Annotated in this window: 25 protein-coding genes; 13 read left to right on the top strand and 12 right to left on the bottom strand. The window is 69.3% G+C overall.

From position 1 onward, the window contains the following. The first annotated feature begins 1 nt into the window (after position 1). From EV644_RS07260 to EV644_RS07235, 6 genes are all read left to right on the top strand, one after another. Positions 2 to 1348: an ArsA family ATPase gene (locus tag EV644_RS07260; protein ID WP_132187943.1), complete on the top strand. Its 1347-nt coding sequence runs from the start codon at positions 2 to 4 to the stop codon at positions 1346 to 1348. After that, complete coding sequence (locus EV644_RS07255; protein ID WP_132187944.1) at positions 1345 to 1779, top strand: hypothetical protein; 435 nt, start codon at positions 1345 to 1347, stop codon at positions 1777 to 1779. Before EV644_RS07260 ends, EV644_RS07255 begins: the two co-directional genes overlap by 4 nt. Then, positions 1770 to 2726, top strand: coding sequence for an ROK family glucokinase (locus EV644_RS07250; RefSeq protein ID WP_132187945.1), 957 nt, complete (start codon positions 1770 to 1772; stop codon positions 2724 to 2726). Before EV644_RS07255 ends, EV644_RS07250 begins: the two co-directional genes overlap by 10 nt. Positions 2727 to 2734: 8 nt before the next feature. Further along, positions 2735 to 3868, top strand: coding sequence for an ROK family glucokinase (locus EV644_RS07245; RefSeq protein ID WP_132187946.1), 1134 nt, complete (start codon positions 2735 to 2737; stop codon positions 3866 to 3868). Continuing rightward, positions 3865 to 4581: an endonuclease/exonuclease/phosphatase family protein gene (locus tag EV644_RS07240; protein WP_132187947.1), complete on the top strand. Its 717-nt coding sequence runs from the start codon at positions 3865 to 3867 to the stop codon at positions 4579 to 4581. Before EV644_RS07245 ends, EV644_RS07240 begins: the two co-directional genes overlap by 4 nt. Positions 4582 to 4650: 69 nt before the next feature. Then, positions 4651 to 5418 carry an SDR family oxidoreductase gene (locus EV644_RS07235; protein ID WP_132187948.1) on the top strand — a complete coding sequence of 256 codons (768 nt, stop codon included), beginning with the start codon at positions 4651 to 4653 and terminating at the stop codon, positions 5416 to 5418. Here the strand turns inward: EV644_RS07235 and EV644_RS07230 are convergent. From EV644_RS07230 to EV644_RS07210, 5 genes are read right to left on the bottom strand one after another with little or no spacing between them, the layout of a single operon-like run. Next, positions 5415 to 6164 (bottom strand): enoyl-CoA hydratase-related protein, encoded by a 750-nt coding sequence (locus tag EV644_RS07230; RefSeq protein WP_132187949.1) that lies wholly within the window; start codon positions 6162 to 6164, stop codon positions 5415 to 5417. The genes EV644_RS07235 and EV644_RS07230 overlap by 4 nt on opposite strands. A gap of 53 nt (positions 6165 to 6217) precedes the next feature. Beyond that, positions 6218 to 6598, bottom strand: a complete 381-nt coding sequence (locus tag EV644_RS07225; RefSeq protein ID WP_132187950.1) for a VOC family protein — start codon at positions 6596 to 6598, stop codon at positions 6218 to 6220. Positions 6599 to 6644: 46 nt separating this feature from the next. After that, a complete protein-coding gene (locus EV644_RS07220) occupies positions 6645 to 7877 on the bottom strand; it encodes an ornithine cyclodeaminase, nickel-pincer nucleotide-dependent (RefSeq protein ID WP_132187951.1) in 1233 nt (410 codons plus the stop codon). A gap of 54 nt (positions 7878 to 7931) precedes the next feature. Further along, a complete protein-coding gene (locus EV644_RS07215) occupies positions 7932 to 8699 on the bottom strand; it encodes a hypothetical protein (RefSeq protein ID WP_132187952.1) in 768 nt (255 codons plus the stop codon). Continuing rightward, positions 8692 to 9456 (bottom strand): alpha/beta hydrolase, encoded by a 765-nt coding sequence (locus EV644_RS07210; protein WP_132187953.1) that lies wholly within the window; start codon positions 9454 to 9456, stop codon positions 8692 to 8694. Before EV644_RS07210 ends, EV644_RS07215 begins: the two co-directional genes overlap by 8 nt. 206 nt (positions 9457 to 9662) lie before the next feature. On the opposite strand from EV644_RS07210, the gene EV644_RS07205 reads away from it, so the two are divergent. Genes EV644_RS07205 through EV644_RS07190 form a run of 4 tightly spaced genes read left to right on the top strand, consistent with a single transcriptional unit; the run spans position 9663 to position 13291 of the window. After that, on the top strand, positions 9663 to 10451 hold the full coding sequence (locus EV644_RS07205) for a lysophospholipid acyltransferase family protein (RefSeq protein ID WP_241997988.1): 789 nt from the start codon (positions 9663 to 9665) through the stop codon (positions 10449 to 10451). An 8-nt stretch (positions 10452 to 10459) separates the two neighbouring features. Continuing rightward, positions 10460 to 10855, top strand: a complete 396-nt coding sequence (locus EV644_RS07200) for a DUF2237 family protein (protein WP_132187954.1) — start codon at positions 10460 to 10462, stop codon at positions 10853 to 10855. 43 nt (positions 10856 to 10898) lie between these two features. After that, the gene (locus EV644_RS07195; protein WP_132187955.1) at positions 10899 to 12272 is read left to right on the top strand and encodes a class II 3-deoxy-7-phosphoheptulonate synthase; all 1374 of its coding nucleotides are present in this window, start codon (positions 10899 to 10901) and stop codon (positions 12270 to 12272) included. Next, complete coding sequence (locus tag EV644_RS07190) at positions 12269 to 13291, top strand: threonine aldolase family protein (protein WP_132187956.1); 1023 nt, start codon at positions 12269 to 12271, stop codon at positions 13289 to 13291. Before EV644_RS07195 ends, EV644_RS07190 begins: the two co-directional genes overlap by 4 nt. Before the next feature lie 23 nt (positions 13292 to 13314). Here the strand turns inward: EV644_RS07190 and EV644_RS07185 are convergent, their stop codons facing one another. Together EV644_RS07185 and EV644_RS07180 are read right to left on the bottom strand one after the other, a co-directional pair. Further along, positions 13315 to 13977: a class I SAM-dependent methyltransferase gene (locus EV644_RS07185; RefSeq protein ID WP_241997990.1), complete on the bottom strand. Its 663-nt coding sequence runs from the start codon at positions 13975 to 13977 to the stop codon at positions 13315 to 13317. A 112-nt stretch (positions 13978 to 14089) separates the two neighbouring features. Next, the gene (locus EV644_RS07180; protein ID WP_132187957.1) at positions 14090 to 14488 is read right to left on the bottom strand and encodes a nuclear transport factor 2 family protein; all 399 of its coding nucleotides are present in this window, start codon (positions 14486 to 14488) and stop codon (positions 14090 to 14092) included. 84 nt (positions 14489 to 14572) lie between these two features. On the opposite strand from EV644_RS07180, the gene EV644_RS07175 reads away from it, so the two are divergent. After that, positions 14573 to 15136 (top strand): TetR/AcrR family transcriptional regulator, encoded by a 564-nt coding sequence (locus tag EV644_RS07175; protein ID WP_132187958.1) that lies wholly within the window; start codon positions 14573 to 14575, stop codon positions 15134 to 15136. Positions 15137 to 15148: 12 nt separating this feature from the next. Here the strand turns inward: EV644_RS07175 and EV644_RS07170 are convergent, their stop codons facing one another. Next, positions 15149 to 15565, bottom strand: a complete 417-nt coding sequence (locus EV644_RS07170; RefSeq protein WP_132187959.1) for a hypothetical protein — start codon at positions 15563 to 15565, stop codon at positions 15149 to 15151. Between the two features lie 304 nt (positions 15566 to 15869). Next, complete coding sequence (locus tag EV644_RS07165; protein ID WP_132187960.1) at positions 15870 to 16652, bottom strand: DUF899 family protein; 783 nt, start codon at positions 16650 to 16652, stop codon at positions 15870 to 15872. Positions 16653 to 16821: 169 nt separating this feature from the next. Here EV644_RS07165 and EV644_RS07160 point away from each other — a divergent pair, with 169 nt between their 5' ends. Then, the gene (locus tag EV644_RS07160) at positions 16822 to 17799 is read left to right on the top strand and encodes a ribose-phosphate diphosphokinase (RefSeq protein WP_132187961.1); all 978 of its coding nucleotides are present in this window, start codon (positions 16822 to 16824) and stop codon (positions 17797 to 17799) included. 11 nt (positions 17800 to 17810) lie between these two features. Here EV644_RS07160 and EV644_RS07155 read toward each other — a convergent pair whose 3' ends face one another. Further along, positions 17811 to 18431, bottom strand: coding sequence for a GNAT family N-acetyltransferase (locus EV644_RS07155; protein WP_132187962.1), 621 nt, complete (start codon positions 18429 to 18431; stop codon positions 17811 to 17813). Positions 18432 to 18571: 140 nt separating this feature from the next. On the opposite strand from EV644_RS07155, the gene EV644_RS07150 reads away from it, so the two are divergent. Beyond that, positions 18572 to 19534 (top strand): helix-turn-helix transcriptional regulator, encoded by a 963-nt coding sequence (locus EV644_RS07150; protein WP_132187963.1) that lies wholly within the window; start codon positions 18572 to 18574, stop codon positions 19532 to 19534. Here the strand turns inward: EV644_RS07150 and EV644_RS07145 are convergent. After that, positions 19531 to 20367 (bottom strand): GNAT family N-acetyltransferase, encoded by an 837-nt coding sequence (locus EV644_RS07145; protein WP_132187964.1) that lies wholly within the window; start codon positions 20365 to 20367, stop codon positions 19531 to 19533. The two genes, EV644_RS07150 and EV644_RS07145, sit on opposite strands and share 4 nt — an antisense overlap. A gap of 16 nt (positions 20368 to 20383) precedes the next feature. Continuing rightward, entirely contained in the window at positions 20384 to 23542 is a 3159-nt protein-coding gene (locus EV644_RS47470; RefSeq protein ID WP_132187965.1) for an amidohydrolase family protein, read from the bottom strand. Positions 23543 to 23573 lie beyond the last annotated feature (31 nt).

The raw sequence follows: 23573 nt of genomic DNA, 5'->3' as shown, positions 1-23573 counted from the left end.
CGTGACCCGGGTCCTGCTGTACACAGGTAAAGGCGGCGTGGGAAAGACCACGTCCGCGGCCGGCACCGCCACGCTCGCCGCGCTGCGCGGCCTGCGCACGCTGGTGCTGTCCACCGATGCCGCGCACTCGCTGTCGGACGCGTTCGACAGCGCCGTCGGCCAGGAGCCGACCGAGATCGACGACCTGCTGTTCGTCCAGCAGATCGACGCGCAGCGCCGGTTCGAGCGCTCCTGGGGCGACATCCAGGCGTACCTGCGCTCGGTCCTGCACGTGGTCGGGGTCGACCCGATCGAGGCCGAGGAGCTGACCGTGCTGCCGGGCGCGGAGGAGGTGCTGGCGCTGCTCGAGGTGCGCGACCACGTCCGCTCCGGACGCTGGGACGTGATCGTGGTCGACTGCGCGCCGACCGCCGAGACGCTCCGGCTCCTCGCGCTGCCGGAGGCGCTGAACTGGTACATGGACCGGATCTTCAACGTCGAGCGCAAGGTGGTCCGCACGTTCCGGCCGTTGCTGAGCAAGGCCGCCGGCATCCCGATGCCGGACGACAACGTGTTCGACGCCCTGCGCCGATTGCACCGCGACCTGGCCGACATCCGCGCGCTGCTGGCCGGGCCTGACGCCTCCGTGCGGCTCGTGCTCACCCCCGAGGCGGTCGTGGTCGCCGAGGCGCGCCGCTCGCTCACAACCCTGTCCCTGTACGGCTACCGCGTGGACGGCGTCGTCGCGAACCGGGTGTTCCCGGCCGCCGGTGCAGACAACTGGCGGCGGCAGTGGGTCGCGGCTCAGCGCGGGATCCTCGAGGACGTCGCCGACTCGTTCCGGCCGCTGCCGATCTGGGAGTCGCCGTACCGCGCCTGCGAGCCGGTCGGCGTCGAGGAACTCGCGGCGTTCGCCGTCGAGATGTACGGCAAGGACGACCCGTTCGCGCGGGCCACCGACGAGACCTCGCTGTGGGTGGATCGCCACATCGATACCGACGGCCGGACCTACACTCTGACCATGCCGTTGCCGCTGGCATCCGCGAGTGACCTGGAGCTGGCCCGGCACGGCGACGAACTGATCATCACGGTGGGCTCGTACCGACGGGTGCTGCCACTGCCGGCCGCGCTGGCTCGGGGCGTCGTCGCCGGGGCACGGCTGGAGGACGGACGCCTGCAGGTGCGGTTCGCGCCGCGCGAGCCGTTGCCGAAGCCCTCCGAACTGCCGCTCGGGACCGGCCCCCTCGAGTCGGCGCAAGGGCTTGCCCAGCAGGGGTTGGTGCAGGAGGGGTTGGCGCAGGAGATCCGGGAACAGATGAGCCAGCAGTTCGACACCGGGCCTGCCGCGATCACGGAGGGAACCAGGTGAGCAAGGAGCCGGTGGGAACCGTTGCCGAGGAGGCCGCGAAGCTGTTCGCCGTCCTCCAGCAGGCCGCACGCCAGCAGGACCCCGCGCCGCCGCCGGAGGAACCCGACGCGGCCGCGCCCGGACCCGGAGTACACGACGAGCAAGAGCACGGTACGTCGCGCTGTGGTGCGGCCGAGTGCCAGTGGTGCCCCGTCTGCCACCTGATCGCCAAGGTTCGCCACACCAGCCCCGAGACGATCGAGCAGCTGTCGATGGCGGCCGCCGGGGTGCTCGGATCGGTACGGTCGTTGCTGGAGGCCGCCGCGGAGGCCGCGCGACAGGCCCGGGCGGACGCTGAGTCGCGGACCGCCGGGACACCGGACACGGAACGGCCCGCCCGGTCCCGGGTGGACAGGATCGACGTGAGTGAGGACCCCGACCCATGGGACTGAGCATCGGCATCGACGTCGGCGGTACGAAGATCGCCGCCGGCGTGGTGGACGCGGACGGCAAGATCGGCGCCCGCGCGTACCGCGACACCCCGGCGGACTCCACCGACGAGACCGCGAAGGCGATCTGCGACGCGGCCGCCGAGCTGATCAAGGACTATGAGGTCGAGGCGGTCGGGATCGGCGCCGCCGGGTTCGTCTCCTCGGACCGCTCGACGGTGCTGTTCGCCCCGAACCTCGCCTGGCGGGACGAGCCGCTCGGCCGGCGCGTCAGCGAAGTACTGAATGTGCCGGTCGCGGTAGAGAACGACGCGAACGCGGCTGCCTGGGGTGAGTTCGCCTTCGGCGCCGCGAAGAACGTCGAACACATGGTTTGCGTGACGGTCGGTACCGGGATCGGCGGCGGCGTCGTGATCGAAGGCGAACTGCTGCGTGGCGCGCACGGTGTGGCGGCCGAGCTCGGGCACATGCGGGTGGTGCCCGGCGGGCATCGCTGCGGCTGTGGAGCGCGGGGCTGCTGGGAGCAGTACGCCTCCGGCCGAGCGCTGGTCCGCGAAGCCAGGGCGCAGGCGGAGTCCGGCTCGCTGGCCGCGGCGCAGATGCTGAGCGTCTGCGGGATCACTGACTCGGCGGAGCTGACCGGCCCGATGATCACCGAGGCCGCGGCGGCCGGCGACCCCTGTGCGGTCGAGCTGCTGGACGACCTCGGCCGCTGGCTGGGGGAGGGCCTGGCGAGCATCGCGACGCTGTTCGACCCGAGCACGATCGTGATCGGCGGCGGGGTCAGCGCGGCGAGGGAACTACTGTTGAAGTCGGCGCAGGTCGCGTTCGAGAAGAACCTGCCGGCCAAGGCGAACCGGCCGCACCCCGGCTTCGGCCTGGCGGAACTGGGCAACGACGCCGGCATCATCGGCGCCGCGGACCTGGCCCGTCGTCCGGCCGGCCGTTAGGAGGGTCGATGGCTCTGACGCAGGCGTTGACGATCGGGATCGACATCGGTGGCACCAAGGTGGCCGCCGGGGTGGTCGACCCGGAGGGCAACATCCTGGACCGGTTGCGCCGGGACACCCCGACGAAGGACCCCCGGGAGACCGAGGACGCGATCGCCGAGATCGTGCACGACCTGGAGTCACGGCACGACGTGATCGCGGTCGGGATCGGCGCGGCCGGGTTCGTCGACGGCACCCGGTCTTCCGTGCTGTTCGCCCCGCACCTCGCCTGGCGGCACGAGCCGCTGCGCGACGCGGTCGAGCGCCGCCTCGGGCTGCCCGTGGTGGTCGAGAACGACGCGAACGCGGCGGCCTGGTCGGAGTGGCGGTTCGGCGGCGGCCAGGGTGAGAGTCACCTGGTCTGTGTCACGCTCGGTACCGGGATCGGCGGCGCGATCCTCAACGACGGCGCCCTGCAGCGGGGCAAGTTCGGCATTGCCGGCGAGTTCGGCCACATGCAGGTGGTTCCCGGCGGACATCGGTGCGAGTGCGGCAACCGCGGCTGCTGGGAGCAGTACGCCTCGGGCAACGCGCTGACCCGCGAGGCGCGCGAGCTAGCCCTGTCCGGCTCGCCGGTCGCGCACAATCTGCTCCGCGCGGCGGACGGTGATCCCCGCAAGATCAACGGGCCGATGGTGACCGAGCTGGCGAAGGACGGCGACCCGGTCGCGGTCGAACTGCTCGAGGATGTCGGCCGCTGGCTGGGCATCGGTCTGGCGAACCTCGCCGCCGCGCTCGACCCCGGCACGTTCGTCATCGGTGGCGGTGTCTCCGATGCCGGCGAGCTGCTGCTCGCTCCCGCCCGCGAGGCGTTCAAGCGCACGCTGACCGGCCGTGGATTCCGCCCGGAGGCGCGGATCGTGCGCGCCGTACTGGGTCCGGAGGCCGGCATGGTCGGGGCCGCGGACCTCGCTCGCGAAGAGGCCACCTGGCTGCGGCGGGTGCGGGTCAAGACGACCGCGGTGACGGCGAAGACCGCAGCCCGCAGCGGCCGGTCCACCCGGCTGGAGCGGGCCGCGCGCAAGTCGGTCGGCCGCCGTACCGGGATGCGTACCGCGGCGCCGGAGCCCGAGCGGGAGTTGCAAGACGAGTCTGAGGTATGACGGCAGTCCCGTCGCTGCGGGTGCTGTCGTACAACGTGCACCGCTGGGGTGATGATCGCGACGCGCTGGCCCGGGTGGTTCGCGCCTGCGCGCCCGACGTCGCGCTGATCCAGGAGGCGCCGACGTGGTGGGGGACCAGGCGCAAGCGCGAGGCGATGGCGGCGACGTTCGGCCTCCGGTACGTCGTGGCGTCCGCGCGCAACGCGATCCTGGTTGCCGATGGCACCGAGCTGGCGGATCCCCTGAACTGGCGGGTCTGGCGGCCGTTCGTACGCCGACGGCTCCGGCTGATCGCCACCCAGCTCCCAGGCGGAGCGGTCGGCGGCCGGGTCACTCTCGGCGGCGTGGATCTCGCGATGGTCGTGTGTCACCTCGGACTGCACATCCGGGGCCGCCGGCACGAGCTCGAGCAGGTGCTGAAGGGCTGCAACTCCTTCAACCTGCCCTACCTTCTCGTCGGCGACCTCAACGAGGAACCGGACGGCCCGGTCTGGGAACGCCTTGCTGCTGAGGGATTGACCGATCTCGGCGCCGACGCCGGGCCGACGTACCACTCGAACAACCCCGTGAAGCGGATCGACGGCGCGCTGCTCTCCCCGGGCCTCGCCGGTCAGGTGATCCCGCTCGACTCGATCGAAGGCGTCACCCGCGACGACCTGGCCGCGGGCTCGGACCACCTGCCGATGCTGCTCGAGATCAGCCCGGCTCGGTAGTAGATCGTCTCGCAACCGGTTATCGCAAAACCCTTTGTGTGCTGGGGATTCCGGCGGCAGGATGGCGGGATGAGTGAGCTGAAGAGGCCGGTTGTGCTGGTGACCGGAGTGGGACGCCGGGTCGGCATCGGGGCCGGGATCGCGGAGCGGCTGGCGGCGACCGGGTGGGACGTCGCGTTCACCTACCTGAGCCGGTACGACGACCGGATGCCGTGGGGCCAGGACACCGCCGCCCGGGACGAGATCACCGAGCTGCTCGAGCAGCACGGCGCGCGGGTGTTCACGGTCGAGGGCGACTTCGAGGACACCGCGGCACCGGCTGAGGTGTTCCGCGCGACCAACGAGGCACTGGGACCGGTGCAGGCGCTGGTGATGTCGCACTGCGAGTCCGTGGACAGCGGGATCCTCGACACCACGATCGAGAGCTTCGACCGGCACTTCGCGGTGAACGCCCGGGCCGGCTGGCTGCTGATCAAGGCATTCGCCGAGCAGTACGCCGCGCGGTACGGGGACGGCCGGATCGTGGCGCTCACCAGCGACCACACGGTGCACAACCTGCCGTACGGCGCGAGCAAGGGAGCGCTGGACCGGATCACTCTCGCGGCGGGTCAGGAGCTCAGCCACCTCGGCATCACCGCGAACGTGATCAACCCGGGCCCGATCGATACCGGCTGGATGACGCCCGAGATGGTCGAGCAGTTCGCCACCGAGAACCCGCTGAAGCGGCCAGGCCAGGCGGCCGACACGGCGAATCTGGTGGCCTTCCTCTGCTCACCCGAGGGCGGCTGGATCAACAGCCAGCTCCTCACCAGCAACGGCGGCTGGCGCGCGGGCTAACCCTTCTTCCGGTTCAGGAAGGCGAGCATCGCCTCCTGTGCGGCGGGGGAGCCGAACAGTCCGGCGGAGAGCTCGGCCAGATCGGTGCCGCGGGCATCGATGTCGGCGAGGAGCTCCCGATTGAGCAGCTTCTTCGTCTCCCTGAGTCCCTGCGGCACACCCTTGAGCAACGACTTCAGTACTGCGGCCAGCGCGGCGTCCAGGTCGTCGTCCGGGACGGCGCGGGTGACCAGCCCCAGCCGGGCTGCCTCGGCGCCGTCGAATCCGTCGCCGGTCAGGAACGTCAGGGACGCGGCGCGATCGGTCAACCGGGGGATGACGGTGAGGGAAATCGTGGCAGCGGCGAGCCCGAGCCGGACCTCGGTCAGGGCGAAGGTGGAACTCTCTCCGGCGACGCTGATATCCGAGGCCGCGACGATCCCGATCCCACCGGCACGCACCGGCCCGGCCACCCGAGCCACCACGGGTCTGGAGTTCGCCACGATCGCTCGCTGTACGTCGACCATCCGCTGGGCGCCGACGCCCATCCCGACCGTGGTCGCCTCGGACAGGTCGGCACCTGAGCAGAACACGTCGAGCGCGGAGCGGATCACGATCACCCGCACGGCGTCGTCGGCATCAGCCGCTGCCAGGTGAGCGAGGAGCTCACTGGTCAACTGCTGAGAGAGCGCGTTCTTGTTGTGCGGCGAGTCCAGCGTGATCGTCGCAACGCCCTCGTCGACACCCAGGTGCACCAGTTCGGTCATACCGACATCCTGCCCGCTGCCGGGCTGCGTCGCCGTAACCGGCCCCACACGGGCTAGCCCAGGTACAGGCAGAAGGGGTGACCATCCGGGTCGAGCATCACCCGCACGTCCTCCTGAGGCTGGTACGCCGCCAGTTCGGCGCCGGCCTCGACCGCATGGGCGACGGCTTCCTCCAGGTCGTCCACCTCGAGGTCGAGGTGGAGCTGCATCTGCGGCTTGCCCTTCTCGGCGGGCCACACTGGTCGCTCGTACAGCTCCTCGCGCTGGAAGGCCAGGTTGTAGCCGGCCTCCTTGGCCGGTGCCAGGGTCACCCAGTTGGGCTCGTCGGCATACAGCGTCCAGCCGAGCAACCGCTGGTAGAAGCGGGCCAGCTTCTGTGGGTCCGGCGAGTTGAGCGCGACGCCGAACCAGTGCGCCTTCGTTCTCAGTGCCATGACCCCAGCCTGGACCAGACCGCCGACAGTTCGGCCCGGCGGGGAGCTACTTGCTGTCTCCTGAGTAGTCGGGGGCCAGTTCCCGGGCGAGGTGTTCGATGAACAGGCCGACATCGGTGACGATGCCGCGGGCCTGGGACGAGCCGCGGTCGGCCAGCTTCGTCACGGTCGCCGGGTTGATGTCGACGCAGGTGAGCGGGATCGAGGCCGGCAGGATGTTGCCGGTAGCAACCGAGTGGAGCATGGTCGCCGCCATCAGGCAGTAGCCGACGCCAGGCAGTTCGGCCCGCATGGCGCGCTGGCCCTCCAGTACGTCGGTGTAGACGTCCGGCAGCGGGCCGTCGTCGCGCACCGACCCGACCAGCACGAAGCTCTTCCCGTTTTTCACCAGCGAGTGCATCACGCCTGAGGTCAGCACGCCCTTGTCGACGGCCTCGGCGATCGAGCCGGCCTTGCGGATCGTGTTGATCGCGCGGATGTGGTGCTCGTGACCGTGCTCCACCCCACGACCGCGGGCCAGATCGACGCCCAGCGAGGTGCCGTAGAGCGACGACTCGATGTCGTGCGTCGCGAGGGCGTTCCCGGCGAACAGCACGTCGACGTACCCGGCCTCGACCAGGGCGACCATGGCCGGCGCGGCGCCGGTGTGGACGATGCCGGGGCCGCCGACCCAGAGCACCTTCTGGCCGTTCGCCTTGGCCTCGCGCATGCCGTCCGCGACCTGCATGACGAGCACCCGCTGCGGCTTCTCGCTGGACACGTCCGACTCCATGAAGCCGAACGACTCCTCGGTGTTCGCGACCAGCGGGGGAGTGACCTTGACGCCCTGCGCGCTCGAGATGATCTTCATCCCGGCCTTCACCTCGGACATCGGGATGGTCCGGACCGATTCGCCCTCGACCAGCAGGCCGCAGTCCATCTCCGGGTTCCGCACCTGCACCCAGTGGCCGCTCAGCCGGACGCTGGTCGGCAGGTTCGTGGTGGAGTAGAAGCCGTCCGGGAAGACGCCGTCCTGGATCACCTCGGAGATCTCCGGCGTGCCCGGGTCGACCAGGTTCGCGCCCTTGGTCTGGATCCGCATCAGCAGCCGCTGCAGGGCTTCCTCGTCCTCCGCGCCGACCGTCATCCGGACCGTCGACGGGTCGTCCTTGTCGTAGCCCAGGTCGAACCGGTCCAGCGTGTACTCACCGCCGTACCCACGGATGTCGTCCAGGACGCGGGACAGCAGCCCGGAGTCCATCAGGTGGCCGGTGATCTCCACCGTCTCGGTGACCTGCACGGGTGCCTCCTCCGCCTCAGCTCGTCGGATTGTCCGACGATCCGAACTCTAGCGTCAGACGACCGCGCCGTCGTCAGGCGTGTCATCTGGTGGAAGGCGGTCCTTCATCCGGATCACCAGGGTGAGGAAGCCGGCGATGAAGCCGACCACCGCAATGGTGGTGATCCGGCCGGTGCCGAAGTCCAGCAGCGCGGCCAGGATCAGCAGCACCGGTCCGCCGAGCAGGCCGAGCCAGGCGGCCCGGCTGATCCAGTCCAGCTTCGGTCCGCGCGGCGGTTCCGGCGGGACGAAGTGGTCGTGCGGGTCCTCGGTCCGGCGGGCCGGCGGCTCCTCGGGCGGCTCCTCGTCGGTGTCGCCGACGACCAGCCCGGTCGGTACGTCGATCAGCGGCTCGTACGAGTCTTCGTCCACGTCCTCGCTGGCCGGCCACCGCGGTAGGTTCGCGTCGTGACCCGGCGCGGACGGCGCGTTGAACTGCTCGACCAGCGACGCCCACTCGGCGTCCTCGGTACTGCGTTCGATCACCGAGCGCGCCTGCTCCTCGGCACCGGATGCGACGAAGATCTCCTCGAAGCCGGCCGGGATCTTCACCGCGGCCTCGTCCGCCTTCGCGGGCGCCGGGCTCGGGGTCTCGGCGGTCGACGTGCCTTCTCCGGCTGGCTCGGCCGGGGCCTCGGAGGCCGACGGACCGGGCTCGCCCGGCGCACCGGCGTACGCGGCGATGCCTGCCTCGGCCAGCGCGGCGAGGACGGGCTCGGCGACGAGGGGATCGATCCCTCCCAGCGAGGTGTACGCCGAAGCGGTCAGGCCGTTGTCACGCATCGGTACCGACCCGCCGGATGAAGGCCGTCGAGTCGGCGAAGATGCGCGGTGCGTCGTTGTCCAGAGTGGCCACGTGATAGCTGTCCTCGAGCAGGGTCTCGGTCACGTCGCGGGACGAGATCGACGCCAGCACCGTCCGGCCCGAGCTCGGCTCCACGACGTGATCGACACTACTGCGGAACAGAAGAACCGGCTGCGTCACCTTGCCCAGATCGTCCCGGGTGAGCTGCCAGAGCTGCGACAGCGAGTGGAGCGCGCGCAGCGGCATCCGGTCGTAGGCGCCCTCGTCGACACCGGGTTTCTTGATGTCGTTCGAGATGCCCGGGAAGTACGGCACCAGTCGTTGCAGCACCGGGAGCAGCACCAGCCGCTTGTCGTCGGTGCGCACGGACGGGTTGACCAGGATCAGCCCGGCGATGTCGGCGCCGTGCTCCTCGGCCAGCCGCAGGGTCAGGCAGCCACCCATCGACAACCCGGCGACGAACACCCGGTCGTGCTCCTTGCGGAGCCGCTCGAGCTCGTTGTCGAGGACGGCGTACCAGTCCTGCCAGCGGGTGGAGTTCATCTCCCGCCAGTGCGTGCCGTGCCCGGGCAGCCGCGGTACGGCGACGCCGTACCCCTCGGCGGCGAGGTGCTCGGCGAACGGGCGCATCGACCGCGGTGATCCGGTGAAGCCGTGGCTCAGCAGGACCCCGGTGGCGGCGTTCTCACCGGATCCTGGGCTGCGGAACTCTTCCGCATGAGCTTGCACTGGCACGGGTGCTCCTAGACGGTCGCGGACATCCTGAGACGCCAATGGTCGCAGCCGCGGAGCCACCCGCCCACCCCGGCGCGGGTGTCGTTCGGGTCTCGTGACCGACGTCGCACCCAGTCTGCAACCAGATGCCAACACAGAGTGCTACCCGCTTATTCCTGGCGGTGACGTTGCCCGAGGAGGAGAGTGGACCGTAGGGTGTCGGCCGAGTGACGGAGGTGAAGGCGTTGCTGTACCTGTTCCTCAGGCGGTTCCTCGTCGGACCGATTACGAAGCTCCTCTTCCGTCCCAGGGTCGAGGGGCTGGAGAACATTCCCTCGTCAGGGCCGGCGCTGCTGGTCAGCAATCACCTGGCCTTCTGCGACTCGGTGTTCCTGCCGGTCGCGGTGCCCCGGCAGATCGTCTTCCCGGCCAAGTCGGAGTACTTCACCGCGCCCGGGCTGAAGGGCCGGCTGGTCGCCACCTTCTTCCGCTCGGTCGGGCAGATCCCGATCGACCGGTCCGGCGGCCGGGCCTCGCTGGCCGCGCTGAACACCGGTCTGGAGATCCTCCAGAAGGGCGAGCTCTTCGGCATCTACCCCGAGGGCACCCGCTCACCCGACGGCCGGCTCTACAAGGGCAAGACCGGCGTCGCCCGGATGGCGATCGTGGCCGGCGTGCCGGTCATCCCGGTCGCGATGATCGACACCGAGAAGCTGAACCCGCCCGGCACGGTCTGGCCGCAGTGGCTGATCCGCGAGCCCGGCCGGCGGCTGCCGCGCCTGGTCCGCCCCGGCGTCTCGATCGGCAAGCCGCTGGACTTCTCCCGCTACGAGGGGATGGAGCGCGACCGGTTCGTGCTGCGCTCGGTCACCGACGAGATCATGTACGCGCTGATGGAGCTGTCCGGCCAGGAGTACGTCGACATGTACGCCGAGAAGGCCAAGGAGCTGATCAAGGCCGGCGAGTCCGTCGACGACCACATCAAGCCCCGCCTCGGCGACACCAAGGCCTCCTGACCACTCCGGTGGAGACCGATCTGAACGTGCTCGGTGAGCCGTTGGAGGAATGCGGGACTGACCCGGTCACCGGGTTCTTCCGCGACGGCTCCTGCACCACCGGCCCCGAGGACCTCGGCAGCCACACAGTCTGCGCGGTGATGACCACGGAGTTCCTCGCCCACCAGAGCTCGGTCGGCAACGACCTGGTCACCCCGCGACCCGAGTTCGGCTTCGCGGGGCTCAAGCCGGGGGACCGCTGGTGCGTGGTCGCCGCCCGCTGGCTGCAGGCGTACCACGCGGGCGCCGCCGCTCCGGTGGTCCTGGCCTCCACCCACGCCCGGTCCCTCGAAACCATCCCCCTGACGGTCCTCCGCAGCCACGCGGTCGACGTACCGCCGGACCCCAGCTCGCTGGCCAGGTGAGACGGGAGAGCAGGCGTGGGGACGGCTGGAATAGGGTTGGGCCATGCAATTTGCCACGTTGAGTGCGGGGGTCGTGCCCGGGGTTCCGAGTCTCGAGGAGCTGCGGGGGCTGAAGCCGCTGCAGCAGCCAGAGTGGCCGGACCCGGTGGCGCTGGACCAGGTGATCGGGCAGCTGAGGAAGTTGCCGCCGCTGGTTTTCGCCGGTGAGTGCGACGACCTGACCACCAAGATCGGTGCCGTCGCGCGCGGCGAGGCGTTCCTGCTGCAGGGCGGTGACTGCGCCGAGACCTTCGAAGGAGTGACCGCCGAGAACATCCGGGCCAAGCTCCGCGTGCTGCTGCAGATGGCCGTCGTGCTCCAGTACGCCGCGAGCGTGCCGGTGGTGAAGGTCGGCCGGATCGCCGGTCAGTACGCGAAGCCCCGCAGCTCCGGCGAGGAGACCCGCGACGGCGTCACCCTCCCGTCGTACCGGGGTGACGCGGTCAACGGGCTGGAGTTCACCGAGGAGTCGCGGATCCCGGACCCGGAGCGGCTGCGCGGCGTCTACAACGCGGCCGCTGCCACGCTGAACCTGACCCGCGCGTTCACCACCGGTGGGTACGCCGACCTGCACCAGGTGCACGCCTGGAACACCGACTTCGTGAAGTCCTCCCCGGTCGGGCAGAAGTACGAACGGCTCGCCTCCGAGATCGAGCGGGCGCTGGCCTTCATGCGGGCCTGTGGAGCCATCGCCGACGAGTTCAAGACGGTCGACTTCTACGCGTCGCACGAGGCGCTCATCCTCGAGTACGAGCACGCCCTGACCCGGATCGACTCCCGCACCGAGCAGCCGTACGACGTGTCCGGCCACCTGCTCTGGGTGGGGGAGCGCACCCGGCAGTTGGACGGCGCGCACGTGGAGTTCCTGGCGTCCCTGACCAACCCGCTGGGCGTGAAGATCGGCCCGACCACGACCCCGGAGTACATCAGGGCCCTGATCGACAAGCTGAATCCGAAGGGCATCGAGGGCCGGCTGACCTTCATCACCCGGATGGGCGCGGGCAAGATCCGCGACGGACTGCCGCCGCTGCTGGAGGCGGTCCGCGACCACGGCTCGCCGATCGCCTGGGTCTGTGACCCGATGCACGGCAACACCTACGAGACCCCGAACGGCTACAAGACCCGCAACTTCGACGACGTGATCACCGAGGTGGAGGGCTTCTTCGACGCGCACGAGCAGGTCGGCACCTGGCCGGGCGGCATGCACATCGAACTCACCGGCGACGACGTCACCGAGTGCCTCGGCGGCGGCGAGGAACTTGTCGCGGAAGACCTGGTGAACCGGTACGAGACGGCCTGCGACCCGCGGCTGAACCGGCACCAGTCGCTTGAGCTCGCGTTCCTGGTGGCTGAGCGCCTCCGGAGCGCCCGGGCATGATCGACCTCCGCTCGGACACCGTCACGAAGCCCTCGGCGGGGATGCTGGCCGCGATGACCAGCGCCCCGGTCGGCGACGACGTGTACGGCGAGGACCCCACCGTCACCGAGCTCGAGAACGAGATCGCCGCGCTGCTCGGGCACGAGGCCGGCCTGTTCACGGTGACCGGCTCGCTGGCCAACATCCTCGGCGTCCGCGCCCTGGCGGCTCCGGGCACCGAGGTGCTCTGCGAGGCAAGCGCGCACATCGCCCGCGCCGAGCTGGGCGCCCACGCCGCGATCAACGGCATCACCACCCGCACGTGGAGCGCGCCCGGCGGCCAGATCGACCTGGACCAGATCCGCGCCCTGATCGCCCCCGACCTCGGCCCGTACTTCGTGACGACGTCCGCCGTGTCCGTCGAGAACACGCACAACTTCGGCGGCGGCACGATCCAGACCTCGTACGACGCCTTGGCCGACGAGCTGGACACGATCGGACTGCCGCTCCACCTGGACGGTGCTCGGCTGTGGAACGCGTCGGTGGCGTCCGGAACACCGCTGTCGGCTTATGCGTCTCGGGCTGCAGCCGCGAGTGTTTGCCTGTCGAAGGGGCTGGGGGCTCCTGTCGGTTCGGTGCTGGTTGGCTCTGCGGAGCTGATCAAGGAGGCCCGGGTCTGGCGGAAGCGCCTCGGTGCGGGGTGGCGGCAGGCCGGCGTACTGGCTGCCGCGGGTCTTTACGCGGTACGGAACAACTTCGAGCGCCTGGCCGAGGACCACGCTCACGCCCGGCAGATCGCCGAGCTGCTGGCAGACGCCGCGCCGGGCTCGGTCAAGCCCGACCAGGTGGAAACGAACATCGTCGTCGCCGACATCGCAACCACCGGCAAGTCAGTCGCCGAAGTCATCGAAACCGCCAAAACCCAGGGAGTCCTGATCGGCGGAGTAGGCGCCACCCAACTCCGCCTGGTAACCCACCTGGACGCCTCAGCGAGCGACTGCCGCAAGGCGGCGGAAACCATCGCCCGCCTCCTGCAGTAGTCCGCCCCGGCAAGTTCGGCTGTCTAGATCCGGTTGATTGTCGCGAGCCAGGCTGGTGCGCCGTTGTCGTCGTGGAATCTGGTCTGGACTCGGTCCGGTTCGATGGCGGCGACATTCCAGCCAGTGCTGGGGTCGAAGGCCGTTCTCAGGTCTTCCTGGGTGACAGGGTGCGGGCCGGTGTCGGGGCCGTCGTCGCTGAAGCACAACACGAACAGGGTTCCATCGTCCTCGGTCACCGACGCGAGACTCGTTACGTATCCAGGGCGCTCGTCGCGGTTGAAGGTGTGGAACAGTCCGCAGTCCAGCACCGTCTCGAACCGGCGTCCCAAACGCTCCAAGTGGAGCGCGTCGGCCGCGGCGAACTCAGCCTCGATCCCACGGTCGCCGGCCTTCGCCCGGGCCATCGCCAGTGCCGTCTCAGCGACGTCAACGCCCAGAACCGAGAATCCCAGCGAGGCGACGTGTAGGGCGTTCTCGCCGGTCCCGCAGCCCGCATCGAGCACCGTTCCGGCGAATTGGCCTTGGGCTGCCAACCGCACTATTGCGGGCTGCGGCCGGCCAACATCCCAAGGCGCAGGGCCGTCCTGGTACGACGCATCCCAGGGGAGTCCCGTCATCCGTTCGTGACTGGTCGGCTGCCGACCGCTAAACGGATCCTCAGCGAGATTTCCTGATCGCTCAGACAACCTCGTCCCCTTCCTCCAGCAGACGTCGCCTCCCCATCGTGGCACGCAGGCTGACCCCGATGGCGATCGTCGCGGGAGCACACGGCGAGAAGCGGACGGGGAACCGGCGTCCTCACTCCGGCAGTGGGAGCCCGCCGGGCACTTTGGTGTAGCCGAGTTGCTCGATGACGCGTCCGCCGCTCACGCGGGTTACGTTCACGCCGAGCACTGATTCAGCGTCCGTCGGTCCGAAGCGGTAGCGCCACCGGACCGTTGCCCAGGCGCCATCGGAGAAGACGTGGTCGACCTCGAAGGTGCTGGCCTCGTCGGCCATCAGTTCCGCCCAGAAGTCCACGCACGCCTCCTTTCCGACATACGCGGTGCCGTCCGGTGCCGGTTGCGCAGACACCATCAGGCACTCGTCGTGGACCAGTGCGGCCATCGCCTCGGTGTCGCGGCGCCGGAAAGCGTCGTTGAACAGGCGGATGGTTTCGGCGGTCTCAGTGGTCGAAGGAGCGTCCGGTGCAGTCATTTCGAGGAACCTCCAGGAGTAGACTGATTGGTCTATCAGATACCATATAGACCGATCGATCTACTGGCAAGGAGAGAGCCGAGTATGAATGCGAAGGCCGAGACCGCGGGGCCTCGGGAGCGGCTGCTCGTCGCTGCCGAGAATCTCCTCTACTCGCGTGGCGGCTCGGTCGGCGTGAGTGCCCTGCTGGAGGAGGCGAACGTCGCCCGTAGGTCGCTCTACGAGCACTTCGGCGGCAAGGACGGCCTGGTGGCCGCTGTTCTACGTCGTACCGCCGATGAGGATCTGGCGTGGTACGAGAGCGCTCTGGGCGACGGTGATTCGCCCCGGGGCCGGCTCCTGGCGCTGTTCGACCGGCTGGACGAGCTTGTGTCGAACGCGGACTTCCGCGGCTGCCGGTACCTGGCGATCGACCTTGCCTTCGCGGATCAGGACCATCCGGCTCATGCCGAGACGGACGCGTACCGGGGGCGGATCCGTGCCCTGCTGGTCCGGGAGCTCGAGGCCCTCTGTCATGCCCGGCCCGAGCACGCTGCGGAGCAACTGCACCTGCTGATCGAGGGAACACTGGTCATGGGCGCCACCCAGAATCATCAGCACCCCGCCCGGGCCGCACGAGAACTCGCCGCGATCGTGCTGGACGGTTGAACGTCGTGCGCTTCAGCGTGACCTGCCGCTTGCCGACTGAACTTGCCGAAGCGCCTCCAACCAGGTCGCGAGGCTTATCAGCTCCTTGACCTGATGGTTTCCCACGAAGATCTGTCGTTTCCTGGGTTTCGCGATCGGGACAATCGTGAAGCCGCCGAACCACTCGACGGACGCGTCTACCGGTCGACGGGGATCGGACGGACGCCGACGCCGTAAGCCCAGACCTCCGATCGCATCGATGGCTTGGATCTCGTGCCAGGCGAGGTACTTCCGGCCGAGTGACACACCGGCGCCGTCGACGACCAGGACCGGTCGACCGAACAAAGTGACCCAGGCGGTGGCGCAGACGAACCAAAGCAAGAGTGGAGCGCCCACGGCACCGAACAGTGGGAACCACAGCCAGCTCTGTCGTCCAAGGGCGGCGGACATGGCCGTCGCTACCTGGTTCGCTAGCAGGACCCCGAAGATAACCGTCCGTACCGCGGTCACCCACCGCCGCGGTGGGATGCGTACCTGGCCCGTTCGCGCGAACTCGTCTGCCCACCTGGCCGCTGCAGTCTCAACCGCCACCCTATGCCCCCAGCCACTGTCTGAGGCTGGGTGCTCCAGGCTCGTGTGCGGGTCATGGTAAGCCCCACCTTGGCCCCTGAATCGCACCTTCACGGATGGCCGGGTTGCCGGCGCGCCGCGCCTGAATCACCCGCACCCGCCCGGCCGCCGTAGTCTCAGGGGCTCAGGGTTGGCTGTTGGCTAGGTCGTCGGAGCGGCCGGCTTCGAGGCGGGACCATTGGGCGATGGGGCGGCCGTTGATGCGGGTGACGTGGCTGGAGCCGGCGCCCCAGGGTTGTGGCCAGCCGGGTGGTGAGTCCTCCTGCGGCTCCTGGCGTCCGTACACGGTGAGGTCCATCAGCGAATAGCTGTTGTCCATCACCTCTACGCCGCGCCGGGTGGTCCAGTAGGTCTCGAAGACGCGGTCGCCGTCGCGGACGTAACACACGAGATGCATCATGCCGATGTGGCGCCCGACGAGGAGTGTCTCGAGCGAGGCCTCTGCCGAGTACCACGGCATCTCCCAGCCCATGAACTCGCGGTAGCGGCTGCTTTCTCCGTAAGGGCCCTGACAGAAGACCGCGTAGGTGATGTCGCGAGAGTGTAGGTACGACAGTTCCGCGACGTGAGTGTTGCACCAGGTGCAGCCTTCGCACTGCTTGGGCGCGGGTCGGCCGGGGTGCCACATGAAGTAGTACGCGATGAGCTGCCGTCGCCCCTCGAACGCGTCGAGCAGGGTGAGCGGTCCGTCGGGCCCGATCAGCGGAATGTTGGCGTCCATCTCGACCATAGGTAGGCGCCGCCGGGCTGCGGCGATCTCATCACCTTCCCGGCTGTGCGCCTTCTCCCGAACCCGCAACTTGTCCAGTTCGGCCTGGAAGCTTGCCCGGTCGACGGCTGTGGGGAGACTCGTGGCCTCGGCGGCGCCACCAGTCGGAAGGTTCGCACTTTTCAGTTCATCCGTCATGGCTGTTCCCGTCGTTGATCCGTCTCTATCACGACCGGTACGTCGGCGCGAGGCGGACGTTCTCGACGCGGCCCCTCGCGGTGTGGAGACCCGGGTCCACCTGCCGATCAGCCCACCGACTGTCGCGAGATAGGCTGCGGGTGTCGGGTCGGAGCGTTCGGGGAGAGCCGTGCGAGAGATCGTCGTGTTCAGCGGAAGTGCCCATTCCAGTCTTGCCGAGCAGATCTGTCGCGATCTCGGCGTGCGGCTGTCACCGGTGGAGGTCAATCGGTTCAGCAATGACTGCTTACAGGTTCAGTTGCAGGTGAATTGCCGCCAGCGTGACGTGTACATCGTCCAGCCGCTGGTTCCGCCGACCCAGGAGCACCTGATGGAGCTCCTCCTGATGATCGATGCGGCGCGCGGTGCGTCGGCCGCGCAGATCACCGCGGTGATTCCGCACTACGCCTACGCGAGATCCGACAAGAAGGACGCCTCGCGGATCTCGATCGGCGGCCGCCTCGTCGCGGATCTGCTGGTCGCGGCCGGGGTCGACCGGGTGCTGACGATGACCCTGCATGCGCCGCAGGTGCACGGGTTCTTCTCGGTGCCGGTGGACCACCTGACGGCGATCGGCGTACTGGCTGAGCACTTCCGCGGTACGGACCTCACGAATACGGTCGTGGTCAGCCCGGACCTGGGCAACGCCAAGACCGCGACCCAGTTCGCGCGGCTGCTCGGCCTGCCGGTGGCGGCAGGTAGCAAGCAGCGGTTGTCCGACGACCGGGTCGTGATCGACGCGATCGTCGGCGACGTGGCCGGCAAGCGGGCGATCATCCTGGACGACGAGATCGCCACCGGTGGGTCGATCATCGAGCTGCTCGACCGGCTCAAGGATCTCGGCTGCACGCAGGCGGCGGTGGCGACCACGCACGGCCTGTTCGCGGGCAAGGCGGTCGAGCGGCTCCGGTCGCACCCGTCGATCACCGAGGTGATCAGCACCGACACCGTGCCGCGGCCGGACGGTTTCCCCGAGCTGCAGGTCAGCTCGGTCTCGGGCCTGTTCGCCGAGGCGATCAAGCGCATCCACGAGGGCGAGTCCGTCAGCAGCCTCTTCGACGGCGTCGACCCGACCCACGCGCCACCCCAGCCCAAGCTGCCCTTCTAGCCAACGCCCTTCTAGAAGTCGATCCGCATCACATACCGCCTGAGCGTCGGATGGCTGACCTCGGTGAAGCCGGCCTCCTCGAAGACGCTGTAGCTGCCCACGTGCAGTTCGCCCCAGGTCACCTCTTTGCCGGCCTGCGGCATCATCGGGTACGCCTCCAGCGCCCTGGCGCCGCGGTCACGGGCGAAGTCGATGGTGGCCCGGGCCAGGCCGTAGGTGACTCCGCGGCGGCGGTAGCCCACCCGGGTGACGAGACACGAGACGACCCACACGGTGTCGTCCTCCTTGTCCTCGTTCCGGCCCGCCCACGGAACCCGGGTCCGCCCGAAGTACTTCGGGTACGCCGTCCGTGGCTCGGCCGAGCACCAGCCCACGGGTTCGTCGTCGAGATAGGCGACGATCCCGCTCGTAGTACGGGCGTCGGGGTTGTCGCAGTTGGTCTGTTCGCGCAGGGATGCGGCGCGTTCCGCGTCGGTGGTCGTCTGCCAGATCCAGCCGGGCGCCTTGAACCGCTGGCAGTGGCACTGCCCGGCGTCGCTGGTGCCGAAGACGGCCTGCAGTTCCTCCCAGGTCGCCTCGTTCGCCGGCCTGAACGTGAGCTTGTCGTCGATCAGCTCCTGGCTGGTGCTCATCGTGGCGGTTCCTCCCCGGTCAGCCCGTCCTCGGCCGCCGGACGCCACTCCCAGTCCGGATCGGCGTAGTCGGTCACGTCCGGCAGATTAGTATCGAACGAGGACGATCCCCTTCCGGGAATGCGGGTTTACTAGTGATCGTGGACGAGACGAGCCCCACTGCCAAGGCGTTGCTGGCGCTCGAGTTGATCCAGAACAGCCCGGGCGTCACCGGCGAGCGGTTGGGCCGGCGGCTCGGGGTCACCGACAGAGCAGCCCGCCGGTACGTCGGGATCCTGCGCGAGGCGGGCATCCCGATCGAGTCCACCCCTGGCCGGTACGGCGGGTATCGCATCGGCCGGGGATTCCGGCTGCCACCGCTGATGTTCTCCACGGCCGAAGCGCTCGGGTTGATGATGGCCGCGCTCGAGGGACACCACCGGGCGTCGGACCCGGCCGATCCGGCGGGGAGCGCGCTCGACAAGATCATCCGGGTCCTGCCGACCGCCGTCGCCGAATCGGCCGAGGCGATCCGCCAGTTGATCGCCACGCCCAGAGCCGACGAGACCGCCTATCCCGACCCGGAGACCACCGCTGCGCTCGTCCAGGCGTGCGTCAACCGCCACCGGCTGCGTATCGGCTACCGGCGCGGGGACGACGCCCTGACGATGGAGGTCGACCCTTGGGCCGTGTCGATCCGCCACGGCCGCTGGTACCTGCTCTGCTGGTCCCACACGAAGAACGCCCGCCGCGTACTGCGGGTCGACCGCGTCAGCACGATCGACGTCCTGCCGGACACGTTCACCCCACCGGCAGACCTCGACCCGATCCGGGCGATCCTGGAGCACTTCTCCGAGGGCTGGAAGTACCAGGTCGACGTCCTCGTCGACGCGCCGATCACCGACGTCGAGCGATGGGTGGGCCGCAACCTCGGCCGCCTGGAGGAGGTGGATGCCACCCACACCCGCCTCCTCGGCAGCACCGACGAACCAGACTGGTACGCCTACCGAATAGCCGGGATCCCGGTCCCCTTCCAGGTGGTCAACCCACCCGAACTCCGCGACGCCATGCACACCCTCGCCCAGAACCTCCTCCGCGCAGCCGGCACAGCGGCCGGAGGCTAGCCAAGCTCGAACGTCGTGGTTCCGAAGATGCCGTCCTGGTCGACCACCGGAGGCGGTCCCGCGTACATCCGGGCGCACTCGAAGGCCGGCTCGAACCCGAGCCCCTCGACCAGCTTGGTCGCCTTCCGATTGACACCAGGAACATCGATCGCCACCTCGCCTCCCGAGGCGAGACCACTCACCAGAGCCAGCGCGATCTCATCCGAAGCCGCATAGAGCGGGCCGATCCGCATCCCCGACTCAGCCGCCCGGAGCACCCCGAAGCCCACCAGGTGGCCGTCGCGCAATGCCGCGAGCGACGTATGACCGGGCAGGCCCACCCACAGAGACAAGAACGCGTCCCGCTCAGCAGGAAAGAACCGCCGATCGTAGGCGGCCAACTCCCGGAACGGCACCGACCGCCCGTCGACTAACTCGACGTCATTGGAGCCAGCGGCCGCTGCGGGCACCCCGGCATACCGGACATGCGTGAAGGCCCGCCTGAATCCCGACTTCTGGTAGTTGTGCTGCTGGTCGACGACGCCGTCGAGCCCGACGGTCCGCCCGGCGAGCACTTCCATCACCGCCTGCCAAAGCCGGAGGCCGTAGCCCTGCCCACGTTGGTCCGGCCGGACGAGGTAGAACCCGAGGAAGCCGTAGTCCGCGCCGTACCGAACGCCAGAGCATGAGGCAACCAATTCACCGTCCAGCCGGCCGACGAGGTACCCGACGGGATCGGCCACCGCGAAGGCCAGGGTGTCGGACTGCCCTGGGTTCCATCCCTCGGTGGCGGCCCACTGCCGCAGGGTCGAGAGGTCGGCTGTGCTCGCCGTCGATATCCGGAGATCGCCCACCTCTCGACCCTAGCGGTCACCCTTCGCAACAGACGCGGTGTAGCCACTCCGGCTCGTGCCACCAGTACTCCGAATCGTGGGCGTGCGCCTTCTCCCTGGTCAGTGGAACCGGCGCCCTCGCTGCCAGGACCGCAGGAGCGGACGTGGTCTTTCCGGCGAACGGAGCAAGGAGTTCCTCGACGGTGTGGAGTCTGCCGGCGACCATCACCTGCTGTACCGCGGCTGCGTGGCGGATGTCGGCCAGCGGGTTGCCTCGCACGAACGACAGATCCGCCTGCGCCCCGGGCAGGATGACGCCGAGTTGGTCCTCGACGTTCAGCCACTTCGCCGGATTGCGAGTAGCCGTGGTGAGCGCTTCGTACGGGGTGAAGCCGCCACCCACCATCGCGCGGAGGTTGGCGTGCAGCGAGACGGCGACGTTGTCCAAGGGGGCGTCCGTGCCGGCGATCACCAGCCCACCGCCCCGGTGGATCCGCAGCACCATGTCGACGTTGCCCGCGAGCTGGGTTCGGGTGGTCGCCCCGGCCGGTCCCGCGGCCGTGTCCACCTCCGTCTTGAGGGCGGCGTACTCCCACGACGGGTACAGCGTCGTGGTCCGCGGGTCGTTGAGCAAAGACGGGTCGTCCACGTGCACCATCGTCGAGGTGAACAGCGTGGGCGTGACGGACAGCCCGGCCTTCGTGAAGAGCGTGATCACGTCGGCATAAGCCCGGCCGAGTCTGCTGACGGTGTGCGAGTAGCCGAGGCGGTTGGTGGCGCCGGTGTGCTCCATGCCGTCCATGCCGAGATGCTCGGCCGGATAGAGGTAGTGCGACGACAACTGGAGGCCGAGGCGATGCACCGCCGCGATCGCCCGGCGCTGGTACTCGATCGGCAGCCGGACGTAGGTCTTCACCAGGTCGTAGGCGAGCCCTTCGACCCGGTCGAGCTCGAGTGTGAGTTGCTCGAGGGACAGCGTCGGCCGCATGAAGTTGTAGTAGACCCGCGACCCGTCGATCGCCTCGCCGGTGGCGAAGTACCGCGGGCCGAGCAGCGACCCGTGCGAGAGCGCTTCCCGCGTCTCCTGCATCTGGTAGACGGGATCGCCGGGAGAGCGCGTACTCGTGATCCCGTAGGACAGCCAGAGGTTGCCCTGTCGGGCACCCCACGCGCGGCCCCGCAGGTGCCAGTGGTTGTGCGCGTCGATCAGCCCGGGCATCACCGTCAGCCCGGACGCATCGATGTCCGCCTTGCCGCTGTGCGGCCGGACCGCCCCGATCTTGCCTCCGTCGAGTACGACGTCGACGTCCTCGCGCAGGTCATTCGCCCGCCCGTCCCAGAGTGCTCCGGCGTGGATGGTCACGTGCTGGTTCACCGATGCCCGTTGCCAGTGCAGGTCGACCTTCACGGTCTTCGGACGTGCTCCGTGCACGTCGGTACGGCGCAACTGCCCGTTGTGCAGGTAGAGCAACGTCCGCTCGTCCTGCCAGACCGGCGAGTCCGTAACCTCCGAGGTGACCGCCTGGGGCCTCCCGGTGAACCGGCCGCGCCGATCCACCGGAGCGACGTACAGGAGGCTCTCAACGACGAAGGCGAGCCACTTGCCGTCGGGGGAGAACGCCGGCCCGTCGTCACCCCGGGTGGCGAGCGACCTGAACGGCATCGGCTCGACGTACTCGAAGGCGGTGCTCGCGACGTCGACGTACAGGAGCTGGCTGGTGCCTTCGCGGAAGCGCTTCGAGAACGGCTTCACCGCGGCGAGCACGATCGTGCGGCCGTCGGCGGACCAGCTCACCCGGCCCGGCTGGAACAGCGTCGGGGTGAGCTGGCGGACCTCACCCGAACCGAGGTCGAGCACCCAGGCGATGCCGTCCTGGTCCTGGTACGCGACCTGCCGGCCGTCCGGTGAGAACCGCGGCGCGGTCTGTGCCCCGGGCAACGACGAGAGCTTGGTATCGGCGCCGGTGGCGAGGTCGTGCAGCCACAGGTCGGCGGTGCCGTCCCTATCGCTTGCGTAGAGCAACTTCTTGCCGTCCGGCGAGAAGTCCGGGTCCGAGTTGAAGTAGCCGTCAGCAACGAGCTTGCGTGGTTGCCCCCGGCCACTCGTTGCCGCGAGCCACAGCGCGTTGAGTGCGCGGAAGGCGAGCCACCGGCCGTCCGGCGAGACCGTCGGGCTCGCGATGCCGTACACCGGGCGGCGCTTCGTCGAGTCGAGATCCCGCGGCTTCGGCCGCGGTCGCCGCGACGTCACGGGTACTACAGCGGTGAACGCGACCACGGTGTGTGCGCCGCCGACGTGATGCTTCAGCACGTTGCCGTCCGCGGTGTAGAAGATCTCCTCGGCCGAGGACCACGAAGGCGGCACGGCGAAGACATCCTTGCCGCTGGTCACCGCGGTGTCGCCGATCACCAGGTCGACGGTCGGACCGCCGAGCCGGACGTAGGCCAGTTGACCGCTGGGGGAGTACGCCGGTCCGAAGACGGTGGTCCCAGCCTTGGCCGCAACCGCGGTACGCCGCTGGCCGGTGGCCAGGTCGAGCTCGATGATCGCGGTGGTGTCGGCGGTGAACGCGATCTTCCTGCCGTCCGGGGATACTGCCGGCTCCGCCTCCTCGGTCGGGTCGTCGGTGAGCGCGACGATCGCACCGGTGCCGAGGTCCAGCTGGTGGATCCCGTAACTGCCGTTGCCGCCGCGATCCGAGGAGAAGACCAGGGATCGTCCGTCCGGCGTGAAGTGCGGTTCGCGGTGGTCGTAGCGCCCGGTGGTCAGCTGGCGCAGCCCGGTGCCGTCCGGGTGGATCGACCAGAGGTGGAAGTTGCCGTCGCGGTAGGACTGGAACACGAGCTGCCGTCCGTCCGGCGACCAGCGCGGCCGGGTAGCGTCCTGCAGGTCGTCGGTGAGGCGCTTGGACGAGCCGCCCGCGACGGGCGTCACCCAGATCGCGGTCACCAGGTCGAAGGCGAGCCACTTGCCGTCCAGAGAGACGGCGACCATGAGGTTGGTCCCCTCGGTCAAGGTGGCCTGCGCGGCGTTCGCAGTACCGGCTTCGGTACTGGCTTCGGTACTGCGGGGGCCGGCGGTGGCTGAGGTGGCGGGCAGGGTCCCGGCGGCGGCCAGGCCGCCGGTGAGTTGGAGGGCGCGGCGTCGGGAGACGCTCCACGAACCGGGGCTCTCGATCTTGTCGTGATGGGTCACAGTGGATCCAATCCCTGGAGGGCGGTGGGAC

This window comes from Kribbella orskensis (genome assembly GCF_004342085.1).
In the GTDB taxonomy this organism is placed as follows: domain Bacteria; phylum Actinomycetota; class Actinomycetes; order Propionibacteriales; family Kribbellaceae; genus Kribbella; species Kribbella orskensis.
Note: the sequence above shows the minus strand (reverse complement) of the source record. Positions and strands in the feature narration are given on the sequence as shown.